26 protein-coding genes and 2 tRNA genes are annotated in these 26,062 nt (G+C 71.5%); 13 read left to right on the top strand and 15 right to left on the bottom strand.

The features are described 5' to 3' along the window. The first annotated feature begins 15 nt into the window (after positions 1 to 15). Genes E4T13_RS26080 through E4T13_RS26065 form a run of 4 tightly spaced genes read left to right on the top strand, consistent with a single transcriptional unit; the run spans position 16 to position 2,806 of the window. Entirely contained in the window at positions 16 to 981 is a 966-nt protein-coding gene (locus E4T13_RS26080) for a PDR/VanB family oxidoreductase (RefSeq protein ID WP_137181280.1), read from the top strand. After that, positions 978 to 2,159, top strand: coding sequence for a Gfo/Idh/MocA family protein (locus E4T13_RS26075; protein ID WP_240791298.1), 1,182 nt, complete (start codon positions 978 to 980; stop codon positions 2,157 to 2,159). The genes E4T13_RS26080 and E4T13_RS26075 overlap by 4 nt, the downstream gene beginning before the upstream one ends. Before the next feature lie 9 nt (positions 2,160 to 2,168). Then, entirely contained in the window at positions 2,169 to 2,351 is a 183-nt protein-coding gene (locus tag E4T13_RS26070; RefSeq protein WP_137181279.1) for a hypothetical protein, read from the top strand. Then, positions 2,348 to 2,806 carry a MarR family winged helix-turn-helix transcriptional regulator gene (locus E4T13_RS26065; protein WP_137181278.1) on the top strand — a complete coding sequence of 153 codons (459 nt, stop codon included), beginning with the start codon at positions 2,348 to 2,350 and terminating at the stop codon, positions 2,804 to 2,806. The genes E4T13_RS26070 and E4T13_RS26065 overlap by 4 nt, the downstream gene beginning before the upstream one ends. Before the next feature lie 146 nt (positions 2,807 to 2,952). On the opposite strand, the gene E4T13_RS26060 is transcribed toward E4T13_RS26065, so the two are convergent. Then, positions 2,953 to 3,024 (bottom strand) — tRNA-Gln (locus tag E4T13_RS26060). Positions 3,025 to 3,239: 215 nt separating this feature from the next. On the opposite strand from E4T13_RS26060, the gene E4T13_RS26055 reads away from it, so the two are divergent. Next, positions 3,240 to 4,979 carry a M10 family metallopeptidase gene (locus tag E4T13_RS26055; RefSeq protein ID WP_137181277.1) on the top strand — a complete coding sequence of 580 codons (1,740 nt, stop codon included), beginning with the start codon at positions 3,240 to 3,242 and terminating at the stop codon, positions 4,977 to 4,979. Here E4T13_RS26055 and E4T13_RS26050 read toward each other — a convergent pair. Continuing rightward, positions 4,976 to 5,743 (bottom strand): creatininase family protein, encoded by a 768-nt coding sequence (locus E4T13_RS26050; protein WP_137181276.1) that lies wholly within the window; start codon positions 5,741 to 5,743, stop codon positions 4,976 to 4,978. The two genes, E4T13_RS26055 and E4T13_RS26050, sit on opposite strands and share 4 nt — an antisense overlap. A gap of 72 nt (positions 5,744 to 5,815) precedes the next feature. Between E4T13_RS26050 and E4T13_RS26045 the strand changes: the two genes are divergently transcribed. After that, complete coding sequence (locus E4T13_RS26045; protein WP_137181275.1) at positions 5,816 to 7,069, top strand: c-type cytochrome; 1,254 nt, start codon at positions 5,816 to 5,818, stop codon at positions 7,067 to 7,069. On the opposite strand, the gene mdoH is transcribed toward E4T13_RS26045, so the two are convergent. From mdoH to E4T13_RS26005, 8 genes are all read right to left on the bottom strand, one after another. Continuing rightward, a complete protein-coding gene (gene mdoH / locus E4T13_RS26040) occupies positions 7,059 to 8,726 on the bottom strand; it encodes a glucans biosynthesis glucosyltransferase MdoH (protein ID WP_137181274.1) in 1,668 nt (555 codons plus the stop codon). The genes E4T13_RS26045 and mdoH overlap by 11 nt on opposite strands. 40 nt (positions 8,727 to 8,766) lie before the next feature. Continuing rightward, the gene (locus E4T13_RS26035) at positions 8,767 to 9,720 is read right to left on the bottom strand and encodes a tripartite tricarboxylate transporter substrate binding protein (protein ID WP_137181273.1); all 954 of its coding nucleotides are present in this window, start codon (positions 9,718 to 9,720) and stop codon (positions 8,767 to 8,769) included. 52 nt (positions 9,721 to 9,772) lie between these two features. Next, positions 9,773 to 10,495 carry a tellurite resistance TerB family protein gene (locus E4T13_RS26030; protein WP_137181272.1) on the bottom strand — a complete coding sequence of 241 codons (723 nt, stop codon included), beginning with the start codon at positions 10,493 to 10,495 and terminating at the stop codon, positions 9,773 to 9,775. Positions 10,496 to 10,591: 96 nt separating this feature from the next. After that, on the bottom strand, positions 10,592 to 10,891 hold the full coding sequence (locus E4T13_RS26025) for a CcdB family protein (RefSeq protein WP_137181271.1): 300 nt from the start codon (positions 10,889 to 10,891) through the stop codon (positions 10,592 to 10,594). A 4-nt stretch (positions 10,892 to 10,895) separates the two neighbouring features. Then, the gene (locus E4T13_RS26020) at positions 10,896 to 11,309 is read right to left on the bottom strand and encodes a type II toxin-antitoxin system CcdA family antitoxin (protein ID WP_206030313.1); all 414 of its coding nucleotides are present in this window, start codon (positions 11,307 to 11,309) and stop codon (positions 10,896 to 10,898) included. Between the two features lie 50 nt (positions 11,310 to 11,359). Beyond that, entirely contained in the window at positions 11,360 to 12,859 is a 1,500-nt protein-coding gene (locus E4T13_RS26015; RefSeq protein WP_137181270.1) for a tripartite tricarboxylate transporter permease, read from the bottom strand. Positions 12,860 to 12,878: 19 nt separating this feature from the next. After that, positions 12,879 to 13,379 carry a tripartite tricarboxylate transporter TctB family protein gene (locus tag E4T13_RS26010; RefSeq protein ID WP_137181269.1) on the bottom strand — a complete coding sequence of 167 codons (501 nt, stop codon included), beginning with the start codon at positions 13,377 to 13,379 and terminating at the stop codon, positions 12,879 to 12,881. Further along, positions 13,376 to 14,350: a tripartite tricarboxylate transporter substrate binding protein gene (locus tag E4T13_RS26005; protein ID WP_137181268.1), complete on the bottom strand. Its 975-nt coding sequence runs from the start codon at positions 14,348 to 14,350 to the stop codon at positions 13,376 to 13,378. The genes E4T13_RS26010 and E4T13_RS26005 overlap by 4 nt, the downstream gene beginning before the upstream one ends. Positions 14,351 to 14,480: 130 nt before the next feature. On the opposite strand from E4T13_RS26005, the gene E4T13_RS26000 reads away from it, so the two are divergent. From E4T13_RS26000 to E4T13_RS25990, 3 genes are all read left to right on the top strand, one after another. Continuing rightward, positions 14,481 to 15,812: an APC family permease gene (locus E4T13_RS26000; RefSeq protein WP_137181267.1), complete on the top strand. Its 1,332-nt coding sequence runs from the start codon at positions 14,481 to 14,483 to the stop codon at positions 15,810 to 15,812. Positions 15,813 to 15,905: 93 nt separating this feature from the next. Then, complete coding sequence (locus E4T13_RS25995) at positions 15,906 to 17,120, top strand: hypothetical protein (protein WP_137181266.1); 1,215 nt, start codon at positions 15,906 to 15,908, stop codon at positions 17,118 to 17,120. Then, positions 17,117 to 17,956, top strand: a complete 840-nt coding sequence (locus tag E4T13_RS25990; protein WP_137181265.1) for a hypothetical protein — start codon at positions 17,117 to 17,119, stop codon at positions 17,954 to 17,956. Before E4T13_RS25995 ends, E4T13_RS25990 begins: the two co-directional genes overlap by 4 nt. A gap of 10 nt (positions 17,957 to 17,966) precedes the next feature. On the opposite strand, the gene gtdA is transcribed toward E4T13_RS25990, so the two are convergent. Further along, positions 17,967 to 19,034, bottom strand: a complete 1,068-nt coding sequence (gene gtdA, locus E4T13_RS25985) for a gentisate 1,2-dioxygenase (RefSeq protein WP_137181264.1) — start codon at positions 19,032 to 19,034, stop codon at positions 17,967 to 17,969. Between the two features lie 288 nt (positions 19,035 to 19,322). Here gtdA and E4T13_RS25980 point away from each other — a divergent pair, with 288 nt between their 5' ends. From E4T13_RS25980 to E4T13_RS25970, 3 genes are read left to right on the top strand one after another with little or no spacing between them, the layout of a single operon-like run. Then, positions 19,323 to 20,303 (top strand): tripartite tricarboxylate transporter substrate binding protein, encoded by a 981-nt coding sequence (locus E4T13_RS25980; RefSeq protein WP_137181263.1) that lies wholly within the window; start codon positions 19,323 to 19,325, stop codon positions 20,301 to 20,303. A 49-nt stretch (positions 20,304 to 20,352) separates the two neighbouring features. Continuing rightward, complete coding sequence (locus E4T13_RS25975; RefSeq protein ID WP_137181262.1) at positions 20,353 to 20,913, top strand: carboxymuconolactone decarboxylase family protein; 561 nt, start codon at positions 20,353 to 20,355, stop codon at positions 20,911 to 20,913. 26 nt (positions 20,914 to 20,939) lie between these two features. Next, positions 20,940 to 21,959 carry a VOC family protein gene (locus tag E4T13_RS25970; RefSeq protein WP_137181261.1) on the top strand — a complete coding sequence of 340 codons (1,020 nt, stop codon included), beginning with the start codon at positions 20,940 to 20,942 and terminating at the stop codon, positions 21,957 to 21,959. Positions 21,960 to 21,995: 36 nt separating this feature from the next. On the opposite strand, the gene E4T13_RS25965 is transcribed toward E4T13_RS25970, so the two are convergent. The 3 genes from E4T13_RS25965 to E4T13_RS25955 are packed head-to-tail and all read right to left on the bottom strand — an operon-like array spanning position 21,996 to position 24,360. Further along, the gene (locus tag E4T13_RS25965) at positions 21,996 to 22,529 is read right to left on the bottom strand and encodes an NADPH-dependent FMN reductase (protein ID WP_137181260.1); all 534 of its coding nucleotides are present in this window, start codon (positions 22,527 to 22,529) and stop codon (positions 21,996 to 21,998) included. Further along, a complete protein-coding gene (locus E4T13_RS25960) occupies positions 22,529 to 23,569 on the bottom strand; it encodes a uroporphyrinogen decarboxylase family protein (protein ID WP_137181259.1) in 1,041 nt (346 codons plus the stop codon). Before E4T13_RS25960 ends, E4T13_RS25965 begins: the two co-directional genes overlap by 1 nt. A 20-nt stretch (positions 23,570 to 23,589) precedes the next feature. Further along, positions 23,590 to 24,360, bottom strand: a complete 771-nt coding sequence (locus E4T13_RS25955; protein WP_137181258.1) for a GntR family transcriptional regulator — start codon at positions 24,358 to 24,360, stop codon at positions 23,590 to 23,592. Positions 24,361 to 24,641: 281 nt separating this feature from the next. Here E4T13_RS25955 and E4T13_RS25950 point away from each other — a divergent pair. Continuing rightward, positions 24,642 to 24,718, top strand: a tRNA-Arg gene (locus tag E4T13_RS25950). Positions 24,719 to 24,952: 234 nt separating this feature from the next. On the opposite strand, the gene E4T13_RS25945 is transcribed toward E4T13_RS25950, so the two are convergent. Beyond that, complete coding sequence (locus tag E4T13_RS25945) at positions 24,953 to 26,041, bottom strand: SAM-dependent methyltransferase (protein WP_137181257.1); 1,089 nt, start codon at positions 26,039 to 26,041, stop codon at positions 24,953 to 24,955. Between the last annotated feature and the right edge of the window lie 21 nt (positions 26,042 to 26,062).

Below are 26,062 nucleotides of genomic sequence, written 5' to 3'. Positions count from 1 at the left end.
GGGAGAAAGCCGCGCATGCAGCAGGATGACGCCTTCCGCCCGCTTCGGGTCGTGGCCGCCGAGCGCATTGCGCAGGACATCCACCGCTTCGACCTGGCGGACCCGGAAGGCGCGGCGCTGCCGGAGTTCACCGCCGGCGCGCATCTGCAGCTTCGTGTGCCGAACGGCATGGTGCGGCGCTATTCGCTGTGCAGCGATCCCGGCGACACCAGCCGGTACAGCATCGCCGTGAAGCGGGAGGCGAACGGACAAGGCGGCAGCGCCTCGCTCTGCGACGGCATCAGGGCCGGCGACCTGCTGCCGGCCACGGCACCGCGCAACGACTTCGCAATGGCGGGTAGCCCGGTGTCGCGAATCTTCATCGCGGGCGGCATCGGCATCACGCCGATCATGGCGATGATCCACCAGTTGCAGGCCGAGGGGCGGCCGCCCTGGAAGCTCTACTACCTCACGCGCTCGCCGGCGGAGACGGCCTTCCTGGAAGACCTCCGCGCGCCGTCGCTGAAGGGCAAGGTGGTGGTCCACCACGATGGCGGCGACCTCGACCGCGCCTTCGATCTCTGGCCCGTGCTGGAACAGCCGAAGGGTCGCCACGTGCATTGCTGCGGCCCGCGCGGGCTGATGCAGGCGGTGCGCGACATGACCGGCCACTGGCCCGCCTCCGCCGTGCATTTCGAGGATTTTTCCGGCGCCGCGGCGACGCGCCCCGATGACGTGCCGTTCCGCGTGCGGCTTGCGCGCAGCGATGCGGTGATCCAGGTGCCCGCCGGCACGACGATTCTCGAAGCCCTGCGCACCGCGGGGCACGACGTCGCCTCCTCCTGCGAGACCGGCACCTGCGGCACCTGCCGCACGCGGCTGGTTGCCGGCAACGCGGATCATCGCGACCTCGTGCTGATGGAGCACGAGAAGGCCACGCAGATCATGCCCTGCGTCTCCCGCGCTGCGCCGGGCACGGATGAGCTGGTGCTGGACCTGTGACGCGGCGGCTGAAGCTCGGCGTCGTCGGCCTCAGCCGCGCCTTCACGCTGATGCTGCCGACGCTGGCCTGGCATCAGCGCGTGCAGCTCGTCGCCTGTGCCGATCCCCGGCCGGAGGCGCGCGCCCGCTTCGCACAGGATTTTCGGGGCAGCCGTGGCTACGCCGACGCCGCCGCGCTCTGCGCGGATCCCGAGGTGGAGGCGGTCTACATCGCGACGCCGCACCAGTTCCATGCCGCCGATGTGCTGGCCGCCTGCGCCGCCGGCCTGCATTGCCTGGTCGAGAAGCCGATGGCCGTCACGCTGGAAGACTGCGCGGCGATGGTGGAGGCGGCGGCGCGCGCGGGCGTGCAACTCGTCATCGGCCACAGCCACAGCCAGGACGGGCCGGTGCTGGCAGCGCGGCGGCTGATCGCCTCCGGCGCGCATGGACGCTTGCGGATGATGACGGCGCTGACCTTCACCGATTTCCTCTACCGCCCGCGCCGGCCGGAGGAACTGGTGACGGAACAGGGCGGCGGCGTGGTGTTCAGCCAGGGCGCGCATCAGATCGACATCGTGCGGCTGCTCGGCGGCGGCCTGCTGCGCAGCCTGCGCGCGCAGACCTTCGGCTTCGATCCCGCCCGACCGACCGAAGGTGCCTATGCCGCCTTGCTGAGCTTCGCAGATGGCGCCACCGCGACGCTGACCTACAGCGGCCATGGCCGCTACGATTCCGACGAGCTGATGGGCTGGATCGGCGAGATGGGCCAGCGCCGCGATCCCGAAAGCTACGGCACCGCCCGCCGCGCGCTCGCCGCGCTCACCGACGAGACGGCGGCCAAGGCACGCCGCGCCTACGGCCCCGACACGCCGCCCCTGCCCAATCCGGCGCCGCCCGCATTCCACAACCAGTTCGGCTTCCTGCTCGCCTGTTGTGAAGGCGCCGACCTCCGCCTGACCGCGGAGGGTGTGCTGGTGCATGCCGATGACCGTCGCTGGCTGCACAAGGCGCCGCTGCCGGAGGTGCCGCGCGGCGAGGTGCTGGACGAATTCTGCGCCGCCGTGCTGGACGGCGTCGCGCCGCTGCACACCGGCGCCTGGGGCATGGCCACGCTTGAGGCCTGCCTGGCGCTGCTGCACTCTGCCCGCACCGGGCAGGAGGTGACGCTGCGGCACCAGGTCGCAACGGGGGATTGAGGACAGGCCATGGCAACGCTGCGCATCGAGCCGACCCGCGATCCCGCGACCGGCCTGTTCTACCTGGCCGTCTACATGCCCGCGGACTCGCAAAGCCCCTTCGTCACCACCGCGCCGCGCTACATGAGTGCCGCGGCGGCCGAGCAGGACATGATCGCGACGCTCACCGCCGCCGCGAACCGCCCGCGATGACCAGGCGGCCGCGCGCCGCACCGCTGCCCTTCGACGAAAGCCTGGGCTACCAGGTGCGGGAACTGAACCGCGCCATCCAGCGCAACCTCCAGGCGCGCATCCAGCCGCATGGCGCGACGCTCGGTGCCTGGTACTTTCTCCGTGTGCTGTGGGAACGCGACGGCGTGACGCAGCGCGAGCTCGCGCAGCGCACAGGCATGCAGGAACCCACCGCGGTGATCGCGCTGCGCGGCATGGAGGCCGCCGGCTGGATCCGGCGCGAGCCGAGCACGGAGGATCGCCGCAAGGTGGCCATCCACCTCACGCCATCCGGCCGCGCCTTGCGCGAGAAGCTGCTGCCGGAGGCGCATGCCGTGCTGGACGAGGCGATGCGCGACATGTCCGGGGAGGAACGCGCCACCCTGGTCGCGCTGCTCCGCCGGGCGCGGGCCAACCTGGCACCCCACACCGACTGAGCCACGGGAAGGGCGCCCGCCGGAGGCGGGCGAGCCGCCGAATGGCGGCCGCGGCCGGTGCCGCGAAGCCAAGCGCGCGGAGGCGCGCGCCGGCGTCTGAGGGCGACGTGCGCAGCACGGCGCACATCACATGACCTACAAAAAGGTTGGGGCGCCAGGATTCGAACCTGGGAATGGCGGTACCAAAAACCGCTGCCTTACCGCTTGGCTACGCCCCATCGGCGACCCCTCCGTTAGCCCGGACCGGCGCGGCATTCAATCGGCCCGGCGGTGATGCCGGTGGGCGCGGCATTCACCAAGCCTTCACCGCCGTCTGCGATGGTGCGACTTGCGGGGCGCGCCGGCGCGTGGCCCCGCACCCCGCAGGAGGCGGAGGCCGGCCAGGTCAGAAGGACCGGCCGCCACGCCGGGCCCTCCGCGAACCTCCTTTCCCATGTGTTGGCAGTGCTGGGCCTCCACCGGCTTCAGCTCGGATTCGCCCCTCGGCGTCACGGCCCCCTCGGCCGAGCCCACGGCGCCGGCCCTTCGCCTGACCCCCACGGGTCACGCCGGGGTGGATGGCGTGCTGAGCGGGTATGCCTGGAGCCTGGGCGACCCCGTCTCCTTTGCCTTTCCCGACAGCGCCTCGGACTACGAGGCGTTCTACGGCAGTTCGGAACCGGCCCGCGGCTTCGCGCAGGTCGGGTCGCAGATGCGCGACGCGGTGCGCAAGATCCTGATGGGCGATGCGGCCGGCGTCAGCACCGGACCGGGAAGCCCTGGTCCATCCGTGATGTCCTTCACCGGCCTGGTGCTGCAGGAAGGAACGCAGGACCAATGGGCGGATATCCGCATCGCGCGCTCCTCGGCGCCCTCCACCGCCTGGGCCTATTATCCGAACGGGCGCGAGGGCGGCGATGTCTGGTTCGGCAGCCGCTACAATTTCGACCTGCCGCGGCTCGGTACCTACCAGTTCATGGTGGCGGTGCATGAGCTTGGCCATGCGCTCGGCCTGAAGCATCCGCACGAGAGCTGGAACGGCTTCGCGCCGATGCCGCTGGAATGGGACAGCCTGGAATTCACGGTGATGTCGTACCGGTCGAAGACCGGCGCCTCCACAACCTCGGGCTACACCAACGGCACCTTCGACTATGCGCAGGGCTGGATGATGCTGGACATCGCCGCACTGCAGTCGCTCTACGGCGCCGACTACGGGTATCGTGCCGGGAACACCGTCTATCGCTGGAACCCGACCACAGGCGAAAGCTTCGTGGACGGCATCGGCCAGGGCGCACCGGGCGCCGGCATCGGCGGCAATGCCAACCGCGTCTTCCTCACGATATGGGACGGCGGCGGCAGCGACACCTACGACCTGTCGAACTATGGCGACGGCGTCGCGGTGGACCTCGCGCCCGGCGCCTGGTCGGTGCTGTCCGCCGGGCAGCTCGCCACGCTGGATACGCGCGACGGCACCAAGGCGCGCGGCAACGTCTTCAACAGCCTGCTCTTCGAGGGCAACACCGCCTCATTGATCGAGAACGCCATCGGCGGCGACGGCGCCGACACGCTGGCGGGCAACCAGGCGGCGAACCGGCTGGAAGGCGGCGGCGGCGCGGACTGGCTGGACGGGCGCGAGGGCAGCGACCTGCTCATCGGCGGCGCCGGCGCGGACACGATGCGGGGCGGTGCCGGCTTCGACACCTATGTCGTGCAGGACCCGTCCGATCGCGTGATCGAGGATGCCGGCGGCGAGCTCGACCGGCTGATCGTCGAGACGCCGCTCGCCATCGTGCTGCCCAGCGGAGTGGAGATGCTGCGGCTTGGCAGCTCGGGCCGGATCGGCATCGGCAATGACGCGGCGAACCACCTGCTCGGCGGCGCGGCGAATGACAGCCTGGATGGCGCGGGCGGCCCCGACATGATCGAGGGCGGCACCGGCGCGGACACGCTGCGCGGCGGGCTCGGCGCCGACAGCTTCGTGCTGCGGCATGGCGACGGCTTCGATCGCATCGAGGATTTCACGCCTGGCCAGGACCGGCTGGTGTTGACCGGCTTCGGGCTGGATGCCGCTGCGGTGCTGGACATCGCGCAGGGCGTGGCCGGCGGCATCTCCATCGCGCTCGGCGGCGGCGATGGCGTGCTGCTGGCCGGGCTGATCCCGGGCCAGCTTTCGGTGAACGATCTCGTTCTCTAGTTCCACAGCTCCGGCCGCGCCATCTCCTCCGCCAGGCGCCCGGAAGCCGCCTCCAGCAGGCGCTCGCCCTTCTCCGCGCTGGCCGCGCGGGGGTCACCCATCACGCCGGTGTCGGTCATCTCGACGAAGCCGCGGTGGCGCTTGAAGCCGGGCGGCGCTGGCGGCCTGGCGCGCTTCGGCACCGCGCGCGCGATGTTCTCCGCCCGCACGCAATCCGGCTGCACGGCCATGACCATCGATGTCTCGGCCTCGCAGGCATGCTGCACATTGGTCTGCGTCTCGAGGATCGCCGCGAAGCGGTCGGCGCTCGCCTGCCAGTAGGTGACGCCCACCACCGGCACGCCGAGCGATTTGGTCAGCTCGATGGCGGCGGTGAAGATCGCTTCCACATTGCCGCCATGGCCGTTGACCAGCGCGATGCGCCGGAAGCCGTGCCGCGCGACGGATCGCGCGATGCCGCCGACCACCGCGGCGAAGCCGTCCACGTCCAGGGTCAGCGTGCCGCCGAAGGGCATGTGGTGATCGGCCAAGCCGGACCAGATGCAGGGCGTGACGAGCGCCGGCGTGCCGGCCGCCTGCAGCTTGCGGGCGGTGCGTTCGGCAACGGCCGAGGCCAGCCACATGTCCACGCCGGTTGCCAGGTGCGGCCCGTGCTGCTCGATGGAGGCGGTGGGGATCAGCACCACGGTCTCAGGCCTGGCGCGGGCCTGGATCTCGGCGGCGGTCAGCCGCGCCCAGGCGACCTCCTCGTCATGTGTCGTCATGGGCGCGGCTCCTTGAGTGCGGATCGGGGCGTGGATGGTTGCAGCCGGCGGCGAGTTCGGCAATTTGCCGCGATGCGCTTCCTTCTCCTGCTGCTCTTGCTGATTACGCCCGCCGCCCAGGCGCAGGAGGCCGTGCATGGCGGCCCGGTGCGCGTGCTGGCGGTCTCCGGCGGCGCGCTGGCCTCCGCCGGCTTCGACCAGTCCATGATCGTCTGGGACCCCGAGGCCGGGCGCGCGCGCGCCGTGGTGCGCTGGCATGCAGGCGCGGTGAATGCGCTGGCACCGCTGCCAGGGGGCGGCTTCGCCTCGGCTGGCGAGGATGGGCGCATCGCGCTCTGGCCGGTGCGACCGGGGGCGCAGCCGGAGCGCATCCTGGAAGGACACACGGAGCCGGTCGCCGCGCTGGCACTCTCGCCGGATGGGCGGTTCCTGGCCTCGGCCGCCTGGGACGGCACGGCGCGAGTCTGGGACCTGGCGACCGGCGCGGCGCGCGTGCTGGAAGGCCACCAGGGCAACGTCAACGCGGTGGCCTTCCGCCCCGACGGCATCGTGGCGACGGCAGGCTTCGACGGCACGGTCCGGACCTGGCCGGAAGGCGAGCCGGGCCTGGTGCTGGCAGAATTCGGCTTCCCGCAGAACACGCTGGCGGCGCTGCCGGACGGCACGCTGGCGGTGGGCGGGGTGGACGGCATGCTGCGCCTCGTCGCGCCCGACGGCGGCGTGCGGGAGGTGCGGGCCGGCGCGCGGCCGCTCGTCGCGCTGGCGGGGACGGCGGATGGCGGGCTGCTCGCCGCCGCCTCGCTCGGCGGCAGCGTCACGCTGTGGGAGCCGGCGACGCTGCGCCTGCGGCACACGCTGGAAGGCCCCGGCCTGCCGGTATGGTCGGCGGTCTTCGCGCCGGACGGGAAGAGCCTCTGGACCGGCGGCACGGATCGCCGCGTGCGGCGGTGGGACGCGGCGACGGGCCGGCCCATCGGCCCGCTCGGCGCGGAGGCGGAGCAGGCCATCCCGGAGGGCGCAAGCCCGCACGGCGCGCGCGTGTTCCGCGCCTGCGCGGCCTGCCATTCGCTGACCGCCGAAGGCGGCAACATGGCCGGGCCGCATCTGCACAACCTGTTCGGCCGCCGCATGGGCAGCGTCGCCGGCTACGAATACTCCGACCGCCTGGCGCGCGGCGACATCGTCTGGACGCGGGAGAGCGTGGCGGACCTGTTCACGCGCGGACCGGACGTCGTGACGCCGGGGACGAAGATGCCGATCCAGCGCGTCGGCAACGAGGCCGATCTCCGCGCGCTGCTCGATTTCCTGGAAGTGGTCACCCGCTGACCCGTTCTTCCGGCGTCGCGGCGATTCGGCGTTCGCGCAGCCAGGCGGATATCCGGGGATCGGCGCTGAGCACGCAGAGCGGCACGGCCAGCACCATCCCCAGCGTGAAGGGCAGCGCCAGCAGCAGCGCCGGCAGCGAGACGCTGGCGAAGGCGAGCGTCAGCGCAACGCCGACCAGCGTATGCGGCCACAGCAGCCGCGCCGCGTCGCCCCAGGCGATGCCGCGCTCCGCGCGGTTCTGCGGCGCCCAGCCGGTACGGCGGCCGAAGGGCAGCGTGGCCAGGAAGATCGCCTTGTTGAGCGTCGAGAGCGGCTCGAAGAGCTGCATGAACAGGATCTCGGCCAGCGCGCCCTTCGCGAAGGCGGCGCGCCCGCCATAGCGCGCGGCGACCTCGCCCTTCAGCAGGGCATGCGCGTAGCCCGCAAGCTTCGGCGCGAAGTAGCAGAGCCACTGCGCGAAGATGGCCAACGCCAGCGCGCCCATCGGCGTCGCCGCGCCACCGCCCGAGACTGCGTTGATCGCCGCGAGAAACAGGATCGCGGCGTAGAGCGGCGCGCCCACGAACAGAAGAATCGCCTGGAGCAGTTGCAGGCGCCCCATCGCGGTGAAGTTCGGCAGGCGCAGCAACTGCCAGTACTGCATGTTGCCCGCGCCCCAGCGTTCGTCGCGGCGCATGAATTCCGGCATGGCGGGCGGGTTCGCCTCCAGGCTGCCGGACTCCTCCGGCAGGCAGCGCACGCGCCAGCCGGCGGCCTGCAGCCGCACCGATTCCACCATGTCGTGGGACAGGATGCGGCTGCCATCCGGCAGCGCCTCCAGCCGTGCATGCTGCCGGAACGGCTCGCAGCGAAGGATCGCGTTGTGCCCCCAATACGGCCCGGCATCGAGCTGCCACCAGGCCTGCCCCGTCGCCCAGCTCCGCATGCCCGCGCGCATGCCGAACTGGAACAGCCGCGGGAAGGCCGCGAGCGCCGGCCGCCCTACGATGAGTTGCTGCACGATAGCGAGACGCGGATCGGCCTCCATCACCGCGACCAGGCGCCGCACGGCCTCGGCTGTCATGACGCTGTCCGCATCCAGCGTGATGAAGAACTTTTCGTCCGTTGCGTGGTGGTCGAGGAAGTCCATCACGTTGCCGGCCTTGAAGCCGGTGTTCTCCGTCCGCCGCCGGTAGCGGACATTGGCGCGCCCGTCGGCGAAGCGCGCCACAGCCGCTTCCTCGGCCGCGGCCAGCGCCGCATCCTGCGTGTCGGACAGCAGCCACAGCCGGAAGCGGTCGCCGGCTTCCGCCGCCGCGAGGTCATCCAGCAGCCGCGCCAGCGGCGGCAACACGGCGTCCATGTCCTCGTTGCGGATGCAGACGGCGAGCGCGGTGACGGCGTTCGGCACGCCCGGCCGCGCGAGCCGCAGCGCCGGCAGCACCGCGGCGGGCGGATCGCGCGATCCCAGCAGGATCGCCAGCCCCACCAGCGAATTGGCGGCCGAGAGCGCCGCCCAGGGCGTCACCAGCAGCACGGCCAGCAGGATCAACGCCTCGATGGCGTTCACGCCGCCCGCCGCCAGGGCGCGCCAGGCCAGCCACAGCAGCAGCAGGGCGATCGCCGCGACCAGCGCGCCGAACAGCGCGCGCCGCAGCAGCGGATTCTCGTCGGTCACGCCCGTCGCATCGGCCAGGATGATGGCGGGCGTGCGGCAGCTACTGCACGGAGATGCCGGCCTCGCGCACCACCTTGCCCCAGGTCTCCACCTGGTCGGCGAAGAAGGCGGCGAAGGCGGCGGGCGAGCTCTCCACCGGTTCGATCGTCAGCGATTCGATCCGCGTGCGCACCTCCGGCCGCGCCATCGCCGCTTGCGCCGCGGCGACGATGCGCTGGATGGCCTCGTCCGGCGCACCGTTGCGCACGAACAGGCCGTGCCAGGAATTGATCGTGAGGCCCGCGCCGAAGCCTGCCTCGGTGATCGCGGGCACATCCGGGAACAGCGGCAGCCGCGTGGTGCGGAACACCGCCAGCGGGCGGATCGGCGATCCCGCCGCCATGAAGGCGGGCTGCGGGTTCTCGCACATGAAGTCCACCTGCCGGCCCATCACCGCCTGCATCGCCGGCGCGCCACCGCGGAACGGCACATGCGTCGCCTTCATGCCGACGCGCCGCACGAACAGCTCCGGCGCCAGGTGGCTCGCCGTGCCGGCGCCGCCGGAGGCATAGGTCAGCCCCTCCGGCTTCGCCTTGCCAGCGGCGACCAGCTCCGCCGCGCTCTGCCAGGGGCTGTCCTTGTGCACGATCAGCACGGTGGGCACGCGGGTGAGCTGCAGCACCGGCTTCAGCTCCCGCAGGTCGTAGCCGAGGTTGATCAGGCTGGGATTCACGCCATGCGCGAAGGCGCCCATCAGCACGGTGTGACCATCGGCCGGGCTGCTGACGAGTGCGGCCGCGGCGATATTCGCGCTGGCGCCGGGGCGGTTCTCCACCACCACGGACTGCCCGAGCGTCTCGCCCATCGGGCCGGCGATCAGCCGCGCCACGGTGTCCACCGCGCCGCCGGGCGCAAAGCCCACCAGCAAGCGCACCTGCCGATCCGGCCAGGCCATGGCGCGCGGCGCGGCGAGCGTGGCGGCTGCCGCCGCCAGCAGCATCCTGCGTTGGATCATGGCGTTCCCTCCTCCTGTGCCGGACAGCATGGCATGGCCGGCGCGGGATGGGTTAGCCGTTGCGCTGCGCTTCCGCCTCGATCTGCGCCACCAGCCCGTCGGGCAGCGACAGGCGATGCGCCAGCGCGGCAAGCCAGGCGCGCTCGGCAGCCTCGTCCGGATCGATCGACAGGCGCGCGGCGACATAGAGTTCGGCCGCCTGTTCCGGGGTCGCGGCCCCGCCGGCGATCTCCTCGAAGGGGATGTCGCGGCGCAACAGGTCGAAGACGAAGGCTTTCGCCTCGGCATCCAGCCCGGCGCGCTCCACCGCCTCGAAGATGGCGCGCTGCTCGGTGGCATCGACGTGGCCGTCAGCCTTCGCCGCGGCGACCATCACGCGCACGAGGGCCAGTTCGAAAGGCGCGCCATCGGCCGCCGGCGCTGCGCCGGGCAGGAAGCGCTCCGGTGCCGTGGGCGGTGCGGGCTGCCCCGCCTGCGCGGCGGGCTGTGCCTGCCAGTTCTGCCAGGCGCGATAGGCCAGCGCGCCGAGCGCCGCAGCGCCGCCATAGCCGATGGCGCCGCCCGCCATCTTCCGCATCTTCTTCCCGCCAAGCATCGTGGCCAGCAGCCCGGCACCGGCCGCAAGTCCGGCGGCGCCGCCGGGCACATGCCGCGTCAGGTCTGACAGGCCGGAGGGAAGCTGGAACCCGGCGCCCGGCGATGCCGGCGCGCCGGGCGCGCGGTTGCCGCCCTGCGATCCCAGGAAGCGGTCGAGAAGTTGTTTGGCGTCGATCATGGCGGGGATTTCGGGTGAAGGGCGCAGCGGATCAAGCGCGCTGTCCTGCCGGAAACCTCCGGGAAACAGACCAAACGACTTCGTGATCCGTCGCGCTCAGAAGCCGGTCAGCAGCAGGTCCAGGGCGCGGGTGATCTCGTCGCGATGCGCATCGAGGCTGCCGACCGAGCGGCCGAGCTCGCGTCTCGGCACAGCGGCCATGAATTGTGGGAAGAGGATGTGGGGGCCGTCGTCCAGCGCGAATTGCGGGTTAAGGCCCCGCGCGGGTGGCGGCGCATCGGCCACCGGCAGAAGCGGTGCGACGACCCGTGTCGAGAGATGCGCATGCAGGTCGTGCTGGAGGTTCAGGAGGTAGCCGCTCCCATGCGGCGCACGATGCAGTTCGAAGCGCGCCACCTGGTCAGAATATCCGATACTTCGCAAGCGGCAGGCCGTGCTTCTCGATCCACGCGTTCTGCGCTTCGAGTGCCTCGCGGTTCTCTTCCTGCCAGCGGCGTGCCTTTTCCGCGCGGATGGCGTCCTGGATCGCCCGCACTGCGACGGCGTCGGGGTCGAGACCAAGGGCGCGGGCTTCGGCGAAGGGAGCTTGGCTTTCTGCCAGGCCCTGACTCGGCGCCGGTCCGGCCGGAGTGAAGAAATCTGCTGCTGTCACGGCGCCGTCCGTCGCCCTTGCCACGGCCTCCATGGTCGCCTTGTCGCGCGGCGCTGCCTGGCCGGCGGCCCAACGCATGACCGTCGTATGGGACACGCCGACACGATCGCCGAAGGCAGTCAGCGTCGTTCCGGTCCTTCGCAAGTAGTCACGCAAGGTCATGTGCAAAAATCGCACAATCTGCTGTGCACTGCAAGCAAAGGCTGCCAGCGCTAACCCGCCATCCGCCGCACCCAGCGTCCATATAGCCGCGGGCCCAGCAGCGCCGCCGCCGCCACCAGCAGGATCACCAGGCTGACGGGCCGCGTCAGGAAGGTGGTCCAATCGCCCTGGCTGATGGTCAGCGCCTGGCGCATCGCCTGTTCCGCCATCGGGCCGAGGATCATGCCGATCACCACCGGCGCAACCGGGAAGTCGAAGCGCCGCATGAACATGGCGATGATGCCGATGCCGTAGAGCAGCATCAGATCGACCACGGAATTGCTGATGCCGTATGTGCCGATGGTCGCGAAGATCAGGATGCCGGCGTACAGCTGGGGTTGGGGAATCTTCAGGATGCGCGCCCACAGCCCCACCAGCGGCAGGTTCAGCACCACGAGCATGACATTGGCGATGAAGAGGCTCGCGATCAGCGTCCAGACCAGCTCCGCTTGCGTCGTGAACAGCAGCGGTCCCGGCTGGATGCCGTAGCTCTGGAAGGCCGACAGCATGATCGCCGCCGTCGCGCTGGTCGGCAGCCCAAGCGTCAGCATCGGCACCAGCACGCCCGCCGCGGCGGCGTTGTTCGCCGCCTCGGGCCCGGCGACGCCCTCGATCGCGCCGGTCGTGCCGAATTCTTTGCGCGCCTCCGGCGAGGCCAGCTTCCGCTCGGCGTAGTAGCTCAGCATGGTCGGCATCTCCGACCCGCCCGCCGGCATCACGCCGAAGGGGAAGCCGAGGCCGGCGCCGCGAACCCACGGCCAGACGCTCCGCTTCCAGTCGCTGCGCGACATCATGATGCGCCCGACCGGCAGGACCTCTGCCTTGCCCTCCACATGGCGCCAGGCGAGGTAGAGCGTCTCCCCCACCGCGAACAACGCAACCGCGACCAGCACCACGTTCACGCCGTCCAGCAGCTCGACGATTCCGAAGGTCAGGCGCGGCTGGCCGGTCTGCAGGTCGATGCCCACCAGCCCCAGCAGCAGGCCGAAGAACAGGCTCGTCAGCCCACGCAGCGCGCTGCCGCCCAGCACCGCGGACACCGTGACGAAGCACAGCACCATGAGGGAGAAATACTCGGCCGGGCCGAGTTGCAGCGCGAGTTCCACCACGACGGGGCCGAGGAAGGCGATGCCGAGCGTGCCGACCGTGCCGGCGACGAAGCTGCCGATGGCCGAGGTCGCCAGCGCCGGCCCGGCACGGCCGTTGCGTGCCATCTTCGCCCCTTCGAGCGCGGTGATGATCGAGCCGCTCTCGCCCGGCGTGTTCAGCAGGATGGAGGTGGTGGAGCCGCCGTACATGGCGCCGTAGAAGATGCCGCAGAACAGGATGAAGGCACCCGTGGCGCTGACGCTGAAGGTGATCGGCAGCAGCAGCGCGATGGTCAGCGCCGGGCCGAGGCCCGGCAGCACCCCGATGGCCGTGCCCAGGAAGCAGCCGAGCAACGCCCAGCCGAGATTGGTCAGGCTCAGCGCATTCGCGAAACCCATCGAGAGGCCGGCGATGGCATCCATTACCGCATCCCCGCCGGGTTCACTCCGGCCACCCGAACACCAGGCCTTCGACCAGCCCGGCACCGATGTTCACGCCGAGCAGCTTGACGAACAGCGTGTAGGCCGCAAGCGCCACGACGAAGGCGATCGCCGCGTTGCGCAGCCAGGCGCGGGAGCCGAACGCGGCCGCCACCAGCGTGAACTGCACCGTCGCCGCGAGCGTGAAGCCCAGCGGCTCGATCAGCACCAGGTTCGCCAGCAGCGCCGCCAGCAGCAGCGCAAGCGATCGCGGATTGGGCGGCGGCGCCTCCGCGATGTCCGGGATGTCCGCCGACCATCCGCCGCGCAGCGCCTCCAGCGTCAGCAGGACGCCGAGTACCAGCAACCCGGCGGCGATGAGCCAGGGCACCAGCTTCGGCCCGACCTGCGCGTAGAGCGGCGAGGTCGGGATCGCCAGGGCCTGCCAGACGGCAAGCCCGCCCAGCGCAACGACGAACAGCCCGGCGCCGAGATCGGCGCGGTCGGGCCGTGCCTGCCTCACGTGGCGAGGCCGAGGTCGCGCAGCACACCCTCGGTCGCGGTGATGTCGCGCGTCAGATACTCGGCGAAGGGCTGCCCGGCCAGGAAGGCATCGTCCCAGCCGCGGGTCTCCAGCATCTGCTTCCAGGCCGGCAGCGCATGGATCGCCGTCATCAGGTCCACCAGCGCCTGGCGCTGCTGCGCGCTGATGCCGGGCGCGCCGAACACGCCGCGCCAGTTGGAGGTGACGACATCCACGCCGCTCTCCTTCAGCGTCGGGATGTTCGGATCGGACCGGCGTTCCCCGGTGGTGGCCAGGGCGCGCATCCGGCCGGCCTTGATCTGCTCGGCAAACTCGGAATAGCCGGAGATGCCCGCCTTCACCTGCCCGCCGATGATGGCCGCCTGGGCCGGCCCGCCGCCCGCGAAGGCGACATAGGACGCCTCGCGCGGGTTGCGGCCGAGCGCCTTCAGCACCAGGCCGAGCGTGATGTGGTCCGTGCCGCCGGCCGATCCGCCGCCCACCGCCACCGCGCCGGGATTGCTGCGCAGCGCCTGCAGCACCTGCCCGATGTTCTGGAACTCGGAGGCGGCAGGCACCACGACCACGCCGATCTCCTCCGTCATGCGGGCGATCGGCACGACATCCTTGATCGTGATCGGCGACTTGTTGGTGATGCCGGCGCCGACCATGACGGAACCGCCGACCATCAGCGCGTCGCCGCGGCCGCGGCGCTGCGCCACGAAGCGCGGCAGCCCGACCATGCCGCCCGCGCCGCCGACATTCTCGAACTGGAAGTTGCCGACCAGGCCGGCGCCGCGCGCCACCTGCTCGATGGCACGGCCAAGCCCGTCCCAGCCACCGCCCGGGCCGGCAGGGATGAACATGAAGAGGTTCGCGAAGCGCTGCTGCGCGGCGGCGGGCCAGGACAGCATGCCCCCGGCGGAAAGGCCGAGCGCGGCAGTCAGGACGTTGCGGCGACGGAAGCTCATGGTTCCTCCCTGGAATCGACCGATCCGTGGCATTGCGCGAAGCCTAGGCCAGCCGCAGAACCGGCGCAAACGGCGGGCGGTTGCAACCGCCCGGGCGCCCGGCGCGTCTCGACTGCATGGGGAGCCGCCTATGACCGACCAGGCTGCCGCGTCCCAGCCCGCCCTCCGGCGCAGCATCGGGCCGTTCCAGCTCTTCGCCTACACGCTCGGCGGCATGCTCGGCGCGGGGATCTATGGCCTGGTCGGGCGCGCCGCGGGCGAGTTGGGATCGGCGGTCTGGCTCGGCTTCGTCGTCGCCATGGTGGCGGCGCTGCTGACCGGCCTGTCCTATGCCTCGCTCGGCAGCCGCTATCCGCGCGCGGGCGGCGCGGCCTATGTCACCGGCCGCGCCTTCGCGATGCCGCTGCTGACCTGGACCGTGGGCCTTGCCGTGATGGCTTCCGGCCTGACTTCGGTCGCGACGCAGTCGCATGTGGTGGCGGCGAACCTGATCGCGCTCGCCGGCCTGCCCGCGGTGCCGCCGGTGCTGATCGCGCTCGGCTTCGTGCTCATCCTCGCCGGCATCGTGCTGCGCGGCATCCGCGAGAGCATGTGGGTGAACATCGTCTGCACCGTGGTGGAAGCGGCCGGCCTGCTGCTGGTGATCGCGGTCGGCGCAAGCTGGTGGGGCAGCCAGCCCCTGCTGGAGACGCCGACCGGCGAAGGCATCGGCCTGTCCTTCCTGATGACCGGCGCGATCCTGACCTTCTTCGCCTTCATCGGCTTCGAGGACACGCTGAACGTCGCCGAGGAGGCACGCGATCCGCGGCGCACGCTGCCCATCGGCATCATCGCCGCGATGCTGGCGGCGACCGCGCTCTACATCGCCGTGGCGATCACGGCGGTCTCGGTGGTGCCCTGGCAGGAGTTGGCGGCGGCGCCGGGCCCGCTGGTGGAGGTGATGGCGCGCGCCGCACCCTGGTTCCCGCCATGGGGCTATGCGGCGATCACGCTGTTCGCCGTCGCCAATACCGGGCTGCTGAACTACGTGACCGCGTCGCGGCTGCTGCTCGGCCTGGCGCGGCACGGGCTGTTCCCCCGCGCCCTCACTCGGATCCACCCGCGCCGCCACACGCCGCATGTCGCGATCCTGGCGCTGCTGCCGGTGATCGTCGTGCTCGTCCTGGCCGGCGACATCGGCCAGCTTGCCGCCGCCACGGTGCTGCTGCTGTTGGCCGTGTTCAGCGTGGTGAATCTCGCGCTGCTGGTCCTGCAGCGCCGCCCGGGCGAGCCGCATGGCGGCTTCGAGGTGCCCTGGCCGGTGCCGGCCGCCGGCGCCCTGGTCTGCGCTGCGCTGCTGGTCAACCGCGTCCTGGCCGGCGACTGGCGCGCGCCCGCCCTGGCCGGTGCCCTGCTGCTGGCGATCCTGCTCGCCTTCGCCCTGCTGCGGCCGCAAGCGACGCCGGAGGCGATGGAAGGCTGAACCCTCCGGCAGCACGGACCGCCCCCGCTTGCCGGGTGCAGGCCGGCCGAAGCATTGTCGCCGTCCCAGCCACGGAGCGACCGGAGGAGCGGGATGACGACGTTCGGCCCCCCGACGCGCGGCGCGCTTGCCGCCCTGGCCCTGCTTGCCGTGCTGGTTGCGCCCGTGCGGGCACAGCCCTTGGCGCCCGCGCCCTCCTCTCCCCCTGCGGCCGAGCGCGCGGTGCTGCTGCAGAACGAGACCGACCTCGTGCTGATGCAGTTCTTCCTGTCGCCACCGGACAGCGGCCTGCGCAGCCCGGATCTGCTCGGCGCCGAGGTGGTGCGCCCCGCGAGCACCCACCGGATCAACCTGGGCCGCGTGCCGGCCTGCGTGTTCGACGCCGTCGCGCGCTTCGCCGATGGCAGCGAGGAGGTGCGGCACGGGGTCGATCTCTGCGCCACGCCGCGCCTGGTCTTCGGCGACCCGTCGCTGCCGACGCTGCAGGTGGTGGTCGCGAATCGCAGCCAGGTGCGGCTGCGGGAGCTCTACGTCTCGGCCGGCGGGCCGCCGGATTGGGGCCGCGACCGCCTCGGCCAGGCCGCCATCCCCCCCGCCGGCCGCTTCCTGCTGCGCATGCGCACGCGCGACTGCGTCTTCGACCTGCGCGCCGTCTATGACGACGGACGCGGGGAAGTCCGCGGGCGCGTGGACCTCTGCGGCGCGCGCGAGATCGCCTTCGACCGCACCGGCAGCGACCGGGCGCCGATGCGGCGCATCGTGCTCGCCAACCGCCACCTGGCGACGGTACGGCAGGTCTATCTCTCGCCCTCGTCCGACTCCGACTGGGGGCCGGACCGGCTGAACGCCGCGATGCTCGCCGTGGACGAGGACACGACGGTGGAGATGGAAGGCGCCTGCCTCGCCGATCTGCGCATCGTCTTCGCCGAGGGCGCCGCGGAGGAACGGCGCGCCCTGGATATCTGCGCGACGACCCGCATCGTGCTGCGGCCCGGCTGGGTGGTCGCCGAGCGGCTGGACGAGGAGGAACCCGTCCTGCCCGAGCCGGCCGCGCAGGCGCCCGGCGCGCTGCGGCTGCGCAATGGCGGCGGGCTGCCGATCATCGCGGTCCATGCGGGGCCGCCCGGCGGTCCGCGTGGCGAGGACCGGCTCGGCGACGACATCCTGCCGATCGGCATGACCCTGGAGATCGAGCCGGCCGATGCGGAGTCCTGTGCCGCAGACCTCGTCGCCGTGTTCCGCGACGGGCGCGAGGTCCTGCGCCGCGGCGTGGATCTCTGCGCCGGCGAGGAGATCGAGATCCGATGAAGACCGCATGCGCCATGGTGGCCGCTCTCGCCACCCTGCTGCTGGCCGCCCCGGCCTCGGCGCAGGAGGTGCCGCTGCCGCTTCGCGGCGCCTGGTTCAGCGGCGACTGCGCCGATCCCGATGCGATGCTGGCGCTGACCGCCCGCAGCGCGGCGCTGCTCGAAGCGGAGGCGCCGGGCCGGCTGTTTCGCTTTGTCGAGACACGGCCGGCAGGCACCTACACGCTCGGCATCGGAAACGGGCCGGAAGCGCCGCGACTGATGTTCCGCGCGCGGCCGGAGGGCCTGGAGACGATCGAGCCCGAGGCGAAGACGCGCGACGACCGACTGCCCGGCGACGCGCCTGTCATCGCCTGGCGCCGCTGCCCCACGCCACCCGCCAGCGTCACCGCGCTGCATGGGGAAGGCATCGCCTTCCTCGCCGCGCTGGAGCAGATCGAGGCGTCCTGCACGGGCGGGGCGCCCGGCGCCTGCGCGGAAGCGGTGCTGCGCCAGGGCGATGTCAGCGGCGACGGCAAGCTCTCGCCGGCGGAGATCGCCCGGCTGCTGCGCGGCGCCGCCTGGCTCGCGGCGGTGCAGGATGGCGGCACGCAGGAAAGCGTCGCCGGATCCGTCGCCGCCGGCGCGCTGGGCGGCATCCTGGCGGCGCGGCTGCTGGTGGAGAGCCTGGATTACGACGGCGACGGGCGGCTTTCGGCGGCGGAACTCACGCAGGACCGCGCCGGCGGCTTCGCCGCGGCGCCCGGCAACGCTGCCGGCCGGCCGGCGCAACTCGACGGGCTGGCGGATGGCGTCGCCGTGTTGCGCAACCTGATCGACGGGCTGATGGACCGGTAGGGACGCGCGGCTACAGCCGTGCCTCCCGCCACAGGCCCAGCTTCTGCTGCGCGGCGGCATCGGAATAGCCGAACAGCACCAGATCGCTGTCCGCCGCCAGACGCAGGCTGGCCCAGGCCGGCACCACCAGCAGGTCGCGCGGCGCCAGGGCGAGATCCTGCTCGCCGACCTGCGCGCGTCCCGCGCCTTCGACCACCACGAAGACCGTCGCATCCGTGGCGCGGCGTGGCCGCGTCGCGAAGCCCTTGGGCAGCAGGCGGACATGCGCGGCAATGGTCGGCATCACCGGCCCGCCATCCGCCGGGTTCACGAATTCCAGGGCATGGCCAAGATGCGGATCGGGATCGCCCGCGCGCGCCATCGCCGCCAGGCTCTCGCGCCATTCGGCATAGGGATAGTGGAACAGCGGCTGCCCGGCCGGGCGTCGGGCCGAGGCGGTCCCGCCGAAAGGCCGAAGGTTCCGTCCGTAGCGCGCCAGCGTGTCGCCGGGCGGCGCCGTCTCCGCATGCGCCATGGCGCCATCCGGCAGGCGCTCGGCGAAGGAGGCGGCGAAGTGCCGCACGGTGGGAATGTCGAGCCCGTCCAGCCAGATCATCGGCCTGCCGCTGGCATTGCCGTGGTCGTGCCACTGCCAGTTCGGCGTCAGCACCAGGTCGAACGGCCGCATGATCGCCTTCTCGCCGTCCAGCGCGGTGAAGGCGCCGTCGCCTTCCATCACGAAGCGCAGCGCGCACTGGGTATGGCGATGGCAGGGCGCGACCTCGCCCGGCAGGATCAGCTGTAACCCCGCATAAAGGCTGGTGGTGACGGCGGAACTGCCGGGCAGGCCCGGATTCTCCAGGATCAGCACGCGGCGCTCGGCCTGCTCCGCCGTGATCAGGTCGCCGGCGCGCAGCAGATGCGTGCGCGCGGGATCGTAGCGCCAGAGATGCGGCTGGACGGGCGAGCTGGGCGTGGGCGTGACCAGCGCGCTCAGCACCTCCCACAGCGGATAGAGATGCTGCGGCGCCATCTCCGCATAGAGCGCCTGGAGCAGGCTGCGGGCCTCGTTGGAGCCGGGGACGGGTCCATCGTTCATCGGCTTGTTTCCTTCGTGCGCGGCCGTGCAGCGCGCCGGTGGGCGGTTTCCGGCACAGGCTAGCCGAGCCAGCCACGGTCCGGAAATGCCGCGGCATCCCGGCCCGCGGCCCTCCCGACAGAATCTCGATAATCCGCCTTGCCTCGCCGGAATATCGATTCTCAACTGCTCCGCGCGTACCGCCCGGCTGCGGGCCGGCGCGCGGGAACAAGGCTCGACAGAAGCAAGTGGGATGCCCGGATCGCCGCGCAGGCGGCGACCGCGGCGCACCATCGCGGGAGGAACGAGATGACCATCACCAGACGCGGCGCGCTGCTGACCGGGGCAGGGCTGATGACCCTCGGCATGCCCTCTCTCCTGCGCGCCCAGGGCAGCTATCCGAACCGGGCGGTGACGATCATCGCCCCGACGGGACCCGGCGGCAGCCCCGACATCTTCGCGCGCGTGCTGGCGGAGCCGCTGCAACGCCGGCTCGGTCGCCCCTTTGCGGTGGAACTGCGCCCCGGCGCCGGCGGCATCGTCGGCACCCAGTACGTCATCCGCGCCGCGCCGGACGGCCACACGCTGCTCTTCGCCTCGAGCAGCCCGATGGTGGTTGGCCCGCATCTTCGCCGGCCCGTCCCCTACGAGACGCCGCGCGACCTGGTGCCGATCGTGCAAACGCTGGCCGGTCCCTCCATCATCGTCGTCGGACGCGAGATCAAGGCCAACACCATCCAGGAACTGGTCGCGGAGCTGCGCGCCAATCCCGGCAAGTTCAACCTGGGCAGCCACGGCATCGGCGCCTTCAGCCATGTCTCCATGGAGCTGTTCATGGCGGAGACGGGCACCGAGATGGTGCATGTGCCCTTCAACGGCGGCGCCTTGCTGGCGCAGGGCGTGATGCAGGGCCAGGTGCATGTCGCGCTGTTCGACGTGCTGAATGGTGCACCCCTGGTGCGCAACGGCTATGGCCGCGCTCTGGCGCAGGTGGGCGAGCGCCGGTCGCCGATCTTCCCGGATGTGCCGCTGGTGTCGGAGACCGTGGCGCCGGCGGTCAATTCGGACTTCTGGCTCGGCCTCTTCGCCCCCGCCGGCACCGATCCGGAGATCGTCGCGAAGCTGCACGCCACCTGTTCCGAGATCATGGCGGAGCCCGCCAATCAGCGCCGCGTCTTCGAGGCCTCGATGCTCGCGCCTTCGCTCAGCCAGGCGGATTTCCGCGCCAAGGTGGAACGCGAATGGCAGCTCTGGGGCAAGCTCGTGCGCGACCGCAACATCGCCGCCTGAGGCATTGCGGGCGCCAGGCCGGCGCCCGCCCAGATCGGAGCCGTACTGCATGGCGCGTGTGCCTCTCCCCGGCCGCGAGGACTTCCCGGAGGAACTCCGGCCCGTCTACGACCGCATGCTGAAGGAGCGCGGCGACCCGGCGCCGCATGTCTTCCTCGCGCTGTGCAACATGCCGAACCTGCTGGCGCCGCTGCTGGACTTCACCGGGGAGATGCGGCGCGGTGCGGTGATGCCGGCACGCTACCGCGAGCTTGGCGTGTGCATGACGGCGCGCGCGGCGAACTCCACCTACGAATTCAACAAGCATTGGAACGCCGCGCTGAAGGGCGGCGCGCCGCGCGAGCAGCTCGAGGCGATGGAAGCCTGCACGGAGCCTGAGGACCTGCTCGCCTCGCCGCTGTTCGATGCGAAGGAACGCGCCGTGCTCGCCTATGCGATCGAGGCGACGAAGCATGTCGAGGTCACCGACGCCACCTGGAACGCGCTGACCGCCGCCTTCCCGCTGCGCGAGGCGATGGACCTGGTGATGGCGGTGGCCTGGTACAACGCGGTTGCACGCATCAACGGCCCGCTGCGCGTCGCGCTCGAGCCCTGGTTCAAGCGCGCCTGACGCGCGCCCGCTTCGGAGATCCCATCATGGCCACGATCCCGCCCCCGGTCTTCTACCCGCCCTTCAACATCACCCGCGTCAGCTACGCGGCGATGACGGTGAACGACATGGAGCGCAGCCTGCGCTTCTACACCCGCGTGCTCGGCCTGGTGGTCAGCGCGCGCGAGGGGAACGTCGCCTGGCTCCGCGGCATCGAGGAGGTGGGCCATCACAGCCTGATCCTGCGCGAGACGACGGAGGAGCCGCGCTGCGAGCGTATCGGCTTCCGCGTGCTGACCGAGCTCGAACTCGACAAGGCGCACGAGCATTTTCAGGCACAAGGGCTGCACGCCGCCTGGGTGGATCGCCCGCACCAGGGCAGGACGCTGGCGGTGCGCGATCCCTACGACATGCCCGTGGAGTTCTGCGCGCGCATGACGCTGATGCCGCGCCGGACCATCGAGACCGACCACTTCCCTGGCGCCGCCGCGCTGCGCTTCGACCACCTGCAGGTGCACAGCGCCGACATCCCCGGCGCCTGCGCCTTCTGGACCAGCCTCGGCTTCCGCACGTCGGACTATGTGGTGGCCGGGCCGGAGGACACGCTGACCGGCGTGTTCATGCACCGCAAGGACATCCCCTGGGACATCGTGTTCATGCCGGGGCCCGGCCCGCGCCTGCACCACTTCGCCTATGGCACGCCGAGCGTGCAGGACATGATGAAGGCCTGCGACGCCGCCGGCATCCACGGCTTCGGCCAGCTCGTCGAACGCGGCCCCGCGCGGCACAACCAGGGGCATGTGCAGTACACCTATTTCCGCGACCCGGACGGCCACCGCGTGGAGATCATCCCGGAATCGCCGAAGCAGATGCTGGACCTGGAGCAGGAACCGGTGCGCTGGGACGAGGCGAAGCGCAAGGCGACGATGGATTGGGGCTATCCCGCGCCGCAATGCTGGTACGACGACGCGACGCCCTTCGCCGGCGTGACGCCGAAGCCCGGCATGGTGGTGCCGAACCGGATCAGCCTGGAACAGTATCTGGCAGCGCGCGCCAAGGCCTCGTGAGACGGCGGGGAGGGCAGCGCCCTTCCCGCACGCCGCCTATGCCCTGGCGAAGGATGCCAGGGCCGCCATGTGCCGGCGCACCGCCTCCCGCGTCGGCTCGTCGGCCAGGCGGCCGTCCTTGAACTTCGTCGGCGAGAGCCCGACCATCACCTCCGGCCCGGGCAGCACGAAGACATTCAGATAGACCAGCACCTGCCGCAGATGATGGTTGGCGAGCGCGCCGCCCAGCGCGCCGTTCGACGCCGTCATGATCGCCGCCTTCTTCCCGTTGAAGGGCTGGTCCGGCGCACGCGAAGCCCAGTCGATCGCGTTCTTCAGGATGGTCGGCAGGGAGCGGTTGTATTCCGGCGTCGCGAAGACCAGCCCGTCCGCCGCGCGCACCGCCTCGCGGAACGCCACGACCTCCGCAGGAAAGCCGGCCAGGCGGATGTCGTCGTCGTACATCGGCAGGCGCCGGAGATCCCAGGGCTCGATCGTCACGCCCGCCGGCGCGAGTTCCGCCGCGGCATCCAGCAGCGCTCGATTCCAGGACCCGGTGCGAGTGCTGCCGCAGAGGCCGAGCAGCCGCATCAGCCCGCCAGCTCCCGCCGCACGATGGCCGCGCCCTCGGCCAGCGCCTTCAGCTTCCCGAAGGCGCGCTCGCGCGGCATGTACTTCATGCCGCAATCGGGCGCAGCCACCAGCCGCTCCGGCGCGACATGCTTGAGCCCGGCTCGCAGGCGCGCCGCCACCGTCTCGGCGGTTTCGACCTCCGGTGAGCCGAGGTCGAGCACGCCCAGCATCACCGTCTTGTTCGACAGGTCACTCAGGATCCCGAGGTCGAGCTTCGGCTGCGCCGCCTCGATCGAGATCTGGTCGGCGACGGAATCGGAAAGCTGCGGCAGGAAGGAATAGCCGGAGGGCTTCTCCGTCACGATCGCTGCATAACCGAAGCAGAGATGCACCACCGTCGGCCCGGGCACGCCTTGCAGCGCGCGGTTGATCGCCTTGACGCCGTAGCGCTTCGCCTGTTCCGGCCGCGCCTGCAGCCACGGCTCGTCGAGCTGGATGACGTCGGCGCCGGCTTCCTTCAGCGCGCGCGCCTCTTCCGCGACCACCTCGGCATAGGCCATGGCGAGCGCTTCCTCGTCGCCATAATGCTCGTCATGCGCCTGCATCGACAACGTGAAGGGGCCGGGCAGCGTGATCTTGGCCTTCCGGTCGGTGTTCGCGCGCAGGAACCGCATGTCGCGCACCTCGACCGGCTCGCGCCGGCGAAGCTTTCCCACCACGCGCGGCACCAGCGTGACCTTGCCGGTGCGCCCGACCACCTCGGCCGGCGTGTCGACGTCGACCCCGTCCAGCGCCAACGCGAAGCGGTTCGAATAGCTTTCGCGGCGGATCTCGCCATCGGTGATGATGTCGATGCCGGCCCGCTCCATGTCGCGGATGGCGACGAGAGTCGCGTCGTCCTGCGCCTGCTCCAGCGCATCCTCCGCGACGCGCCAGATCTGCTTCATGCGCACGCGCGGCACCAGGTTCTTTGCGAGCACGGCGCGGTCCACCAGCCAGTCCGGCTGCGGGTAGCTGCCGACGACCGTCGTCGGCAACAGGCTCTCGTTGGCGGGCATGCGTTCCCTTCCCTGCTTCCCTATCGGTCGGCGTCGTGGTCGGCGTGGGTCATGCGGCGCCGGCCGTGGCCCAGGGTTGCCGCGACGCCGTCCAGCGCTTGGCGAACGAAATCCCCGGTGGTGGCAAGATGCTGCGTGAGAAGCTCTGCCGCGCGCGGCGCGTCGCGGTCCAGCGCAGCGGCCGCGATCGCTGCATGCTCCGCGGCCACGTCGCGGGATGGGTAGCCGAGCGGGCCGGCCAGGGCGCGATAACGGTCGGCTTCCTCCCGCAGGCGTTCGCAGAAGGCGATGAGCGGCGGCGCGCCGCAGGCGGCGATCAGGGCGCGGTGGAAGGCGAGATGCGCCGCTTCCCAGGCCGGGTTGGGAACGTAGCGCAGCCGTTCGAGCGAGCGTGGCAGGCGGGCCAGGCGTCGCTCAGCGCCGGCAATGCCATCCTCCCACGCGGCATCGCCGCACTGCACCGCTTCACGCAGGGCGAGCGGCTCCACCAGGCAACGGGTGCGGATCAGCCCGGTGAAGTCGGCCGGATCGGCATCGGCCACGCGGAAGCCGCGCTGCTCGATCCGCCGCGCCAAGCCTTCGGCGGCGAGTTGCGACAGTGCCTCGCGCAGCGGCGCCGGGCCGATCGCATAACGCGCGGCGAGGTCAAGAACCTTGAGCCGGGCGCCGGGTGCGAGCCGTCCCTGCAGGATCTCCGCGCGCAGCCGCCGGAAAGCGGCCGTCGCCTGCGTCTCCGGGCCGGACGGCGCAGCGGCTGTGGGTCGCGGTGCGGCCATGGTCGGGCGCAGCATGATCAGATCCCGCTGCCATGGCAATCCTTATCGACAAAATCTGCCAAGCTGCCGCTTTTGTCGTCAAAGCTGGACGGTTTGGCTGTGGGGGTTGTTGCCGTGTGCCGTCGGATCGGCCCGATCTGCGGGACGGCGCCGGACCCAAGCGCCACGTCGTTGCGGCCGAGGCGAGCAACGGCCCGGGCCTGCATGAACGCACAGCCCGACCCTTCCCCAAGGCGCGCGCACCGGCACCATCGGGACTTCCCCGAGGCGGCCGGGCGGGGTATGCAGGCCTGGAAGGACCCGTAGCTCAGCTGGATAGAGCGTTGCCCTCCGAAGGCAAAGGTCGCACGTTCGAATCGTGTCGGGTCCGCCAATCTTTCCAAGCACATAGCAAGCCCGCCACCGAGGCCTCTAACAGCCTCTGTAGCAGGCAGGTAGCAACGGGGCGCGGATCCGTTCGCCCCGCTACCAGTCAGGCGCCCGTCTCGGCCGCGCAGATCGGCGCCTCATGCACCGCCAGCAACGCGGCACACACTTCGCTGCCTTGCCGCTGCATGCGGTCGCAGGCCGCCGGCGATGCGGAGCGTTCCCGTGGCTGGCGCGCGGATCACCCGCGATCCGCGGCGCGGGCCAGCACGAGTGCGGCGAGCGGGATCAGCATCGGTTCCGGTGCGGCAGCCAGGCGCGCCGCCATCCCCGCCTCCATGCGCGCGATGAACGTCGCCGCCCGCGCATCCTCGGCGCCGCCGGCGAGATCGCGCGCCAGGGTCGGCAGCACCGAAGCACTGGCAAAGCCCGCCCAGCGCGATCCGAAAGCCTGCGCATCACCATCGCGCGCGAAGTCGTCCCAGATCCCGTCCTCGCCATCCAGCATGTCGAGACGTTCCAGCGTCAGGCCAGCAAAGGCCGCCCCAGAGAACGGCGCGGAGAACTCGGCGCGGGTGCGGCCGACGGTGGGGATTGCCATCCGCGCCGCCTCCTCCGCCCGCACGACACCGTCGGCGACCAGGGCGCGCAGGGTGTCGTACATGGCGGCCAGCAGGGCACGGTAGCCGAAATCGCCCTCGTCGGTGCGCGCCATCGTCAGCACGACCAGTTTCCCGCCGGGATGCAACTCGCGACCGCGGCAGGCGAGGAAGGTCGCCCAGTCTTCCGCGGCCTGCCAGGCAAAGGCCTCGCGCGCCGCGCTGTCGCGGCTGCAGGCGACCTGCACGTGATCGGGGATCGGTGCGGGAATGCGGCTGAGCCACTGCACGGCCCATGCGCTCCAGCCTAGGGTGACGCTCGAGGCGGGCAGTATCTGCGCGTAGAAGGAGCGTCCGACCGCGCTGGGGAAGGTCGCCGCGTCGTTGCGCAGGTAGCTCTCGGGATCGGAGGCGAGCAGTTCGAACAGCGAGGCGAAGTCGTTCCCCGGCAGGTCGGTATGCACCACCGAAATCTCGCGCGCGGATCCGATGCGCCTCCGCAGGGCGCCGATCGCCGCCGCCATCGGCAGGAGCGAATTGCGCCCCTCCGAGCAGCCATAATCGACGATGACGACCGGCCCCTCTCCCGCCGGCACCGCCACCTCGCGCGCGGCATCCTCGAGCAGCGGCAAGGCCGGGGAGGCGCCGGAGGCCTGCACGGCAGAGCGCCTGTTGTAGGCGCCATGCCCCTGCATCGGCGCTGCGCCGGCGGGTGTCGTGTCGTTGCTCATGCGGATGCCTCCCGGCGTGCT

This window comes from Roseomonas sp. AR75, from assembly GCF_005222815.1.
Classification (GTDB): domain Bacteria; phylum Pseudomonadota; class Alphaproteobacteria; order Acetobacterales; family Acetobacteraceae; genus Falsiroseomonas.
Note: the sequence above shows the minus strand (reverse complement) of the source record. Positions and strands in the feature narration are given on the sequence as shown.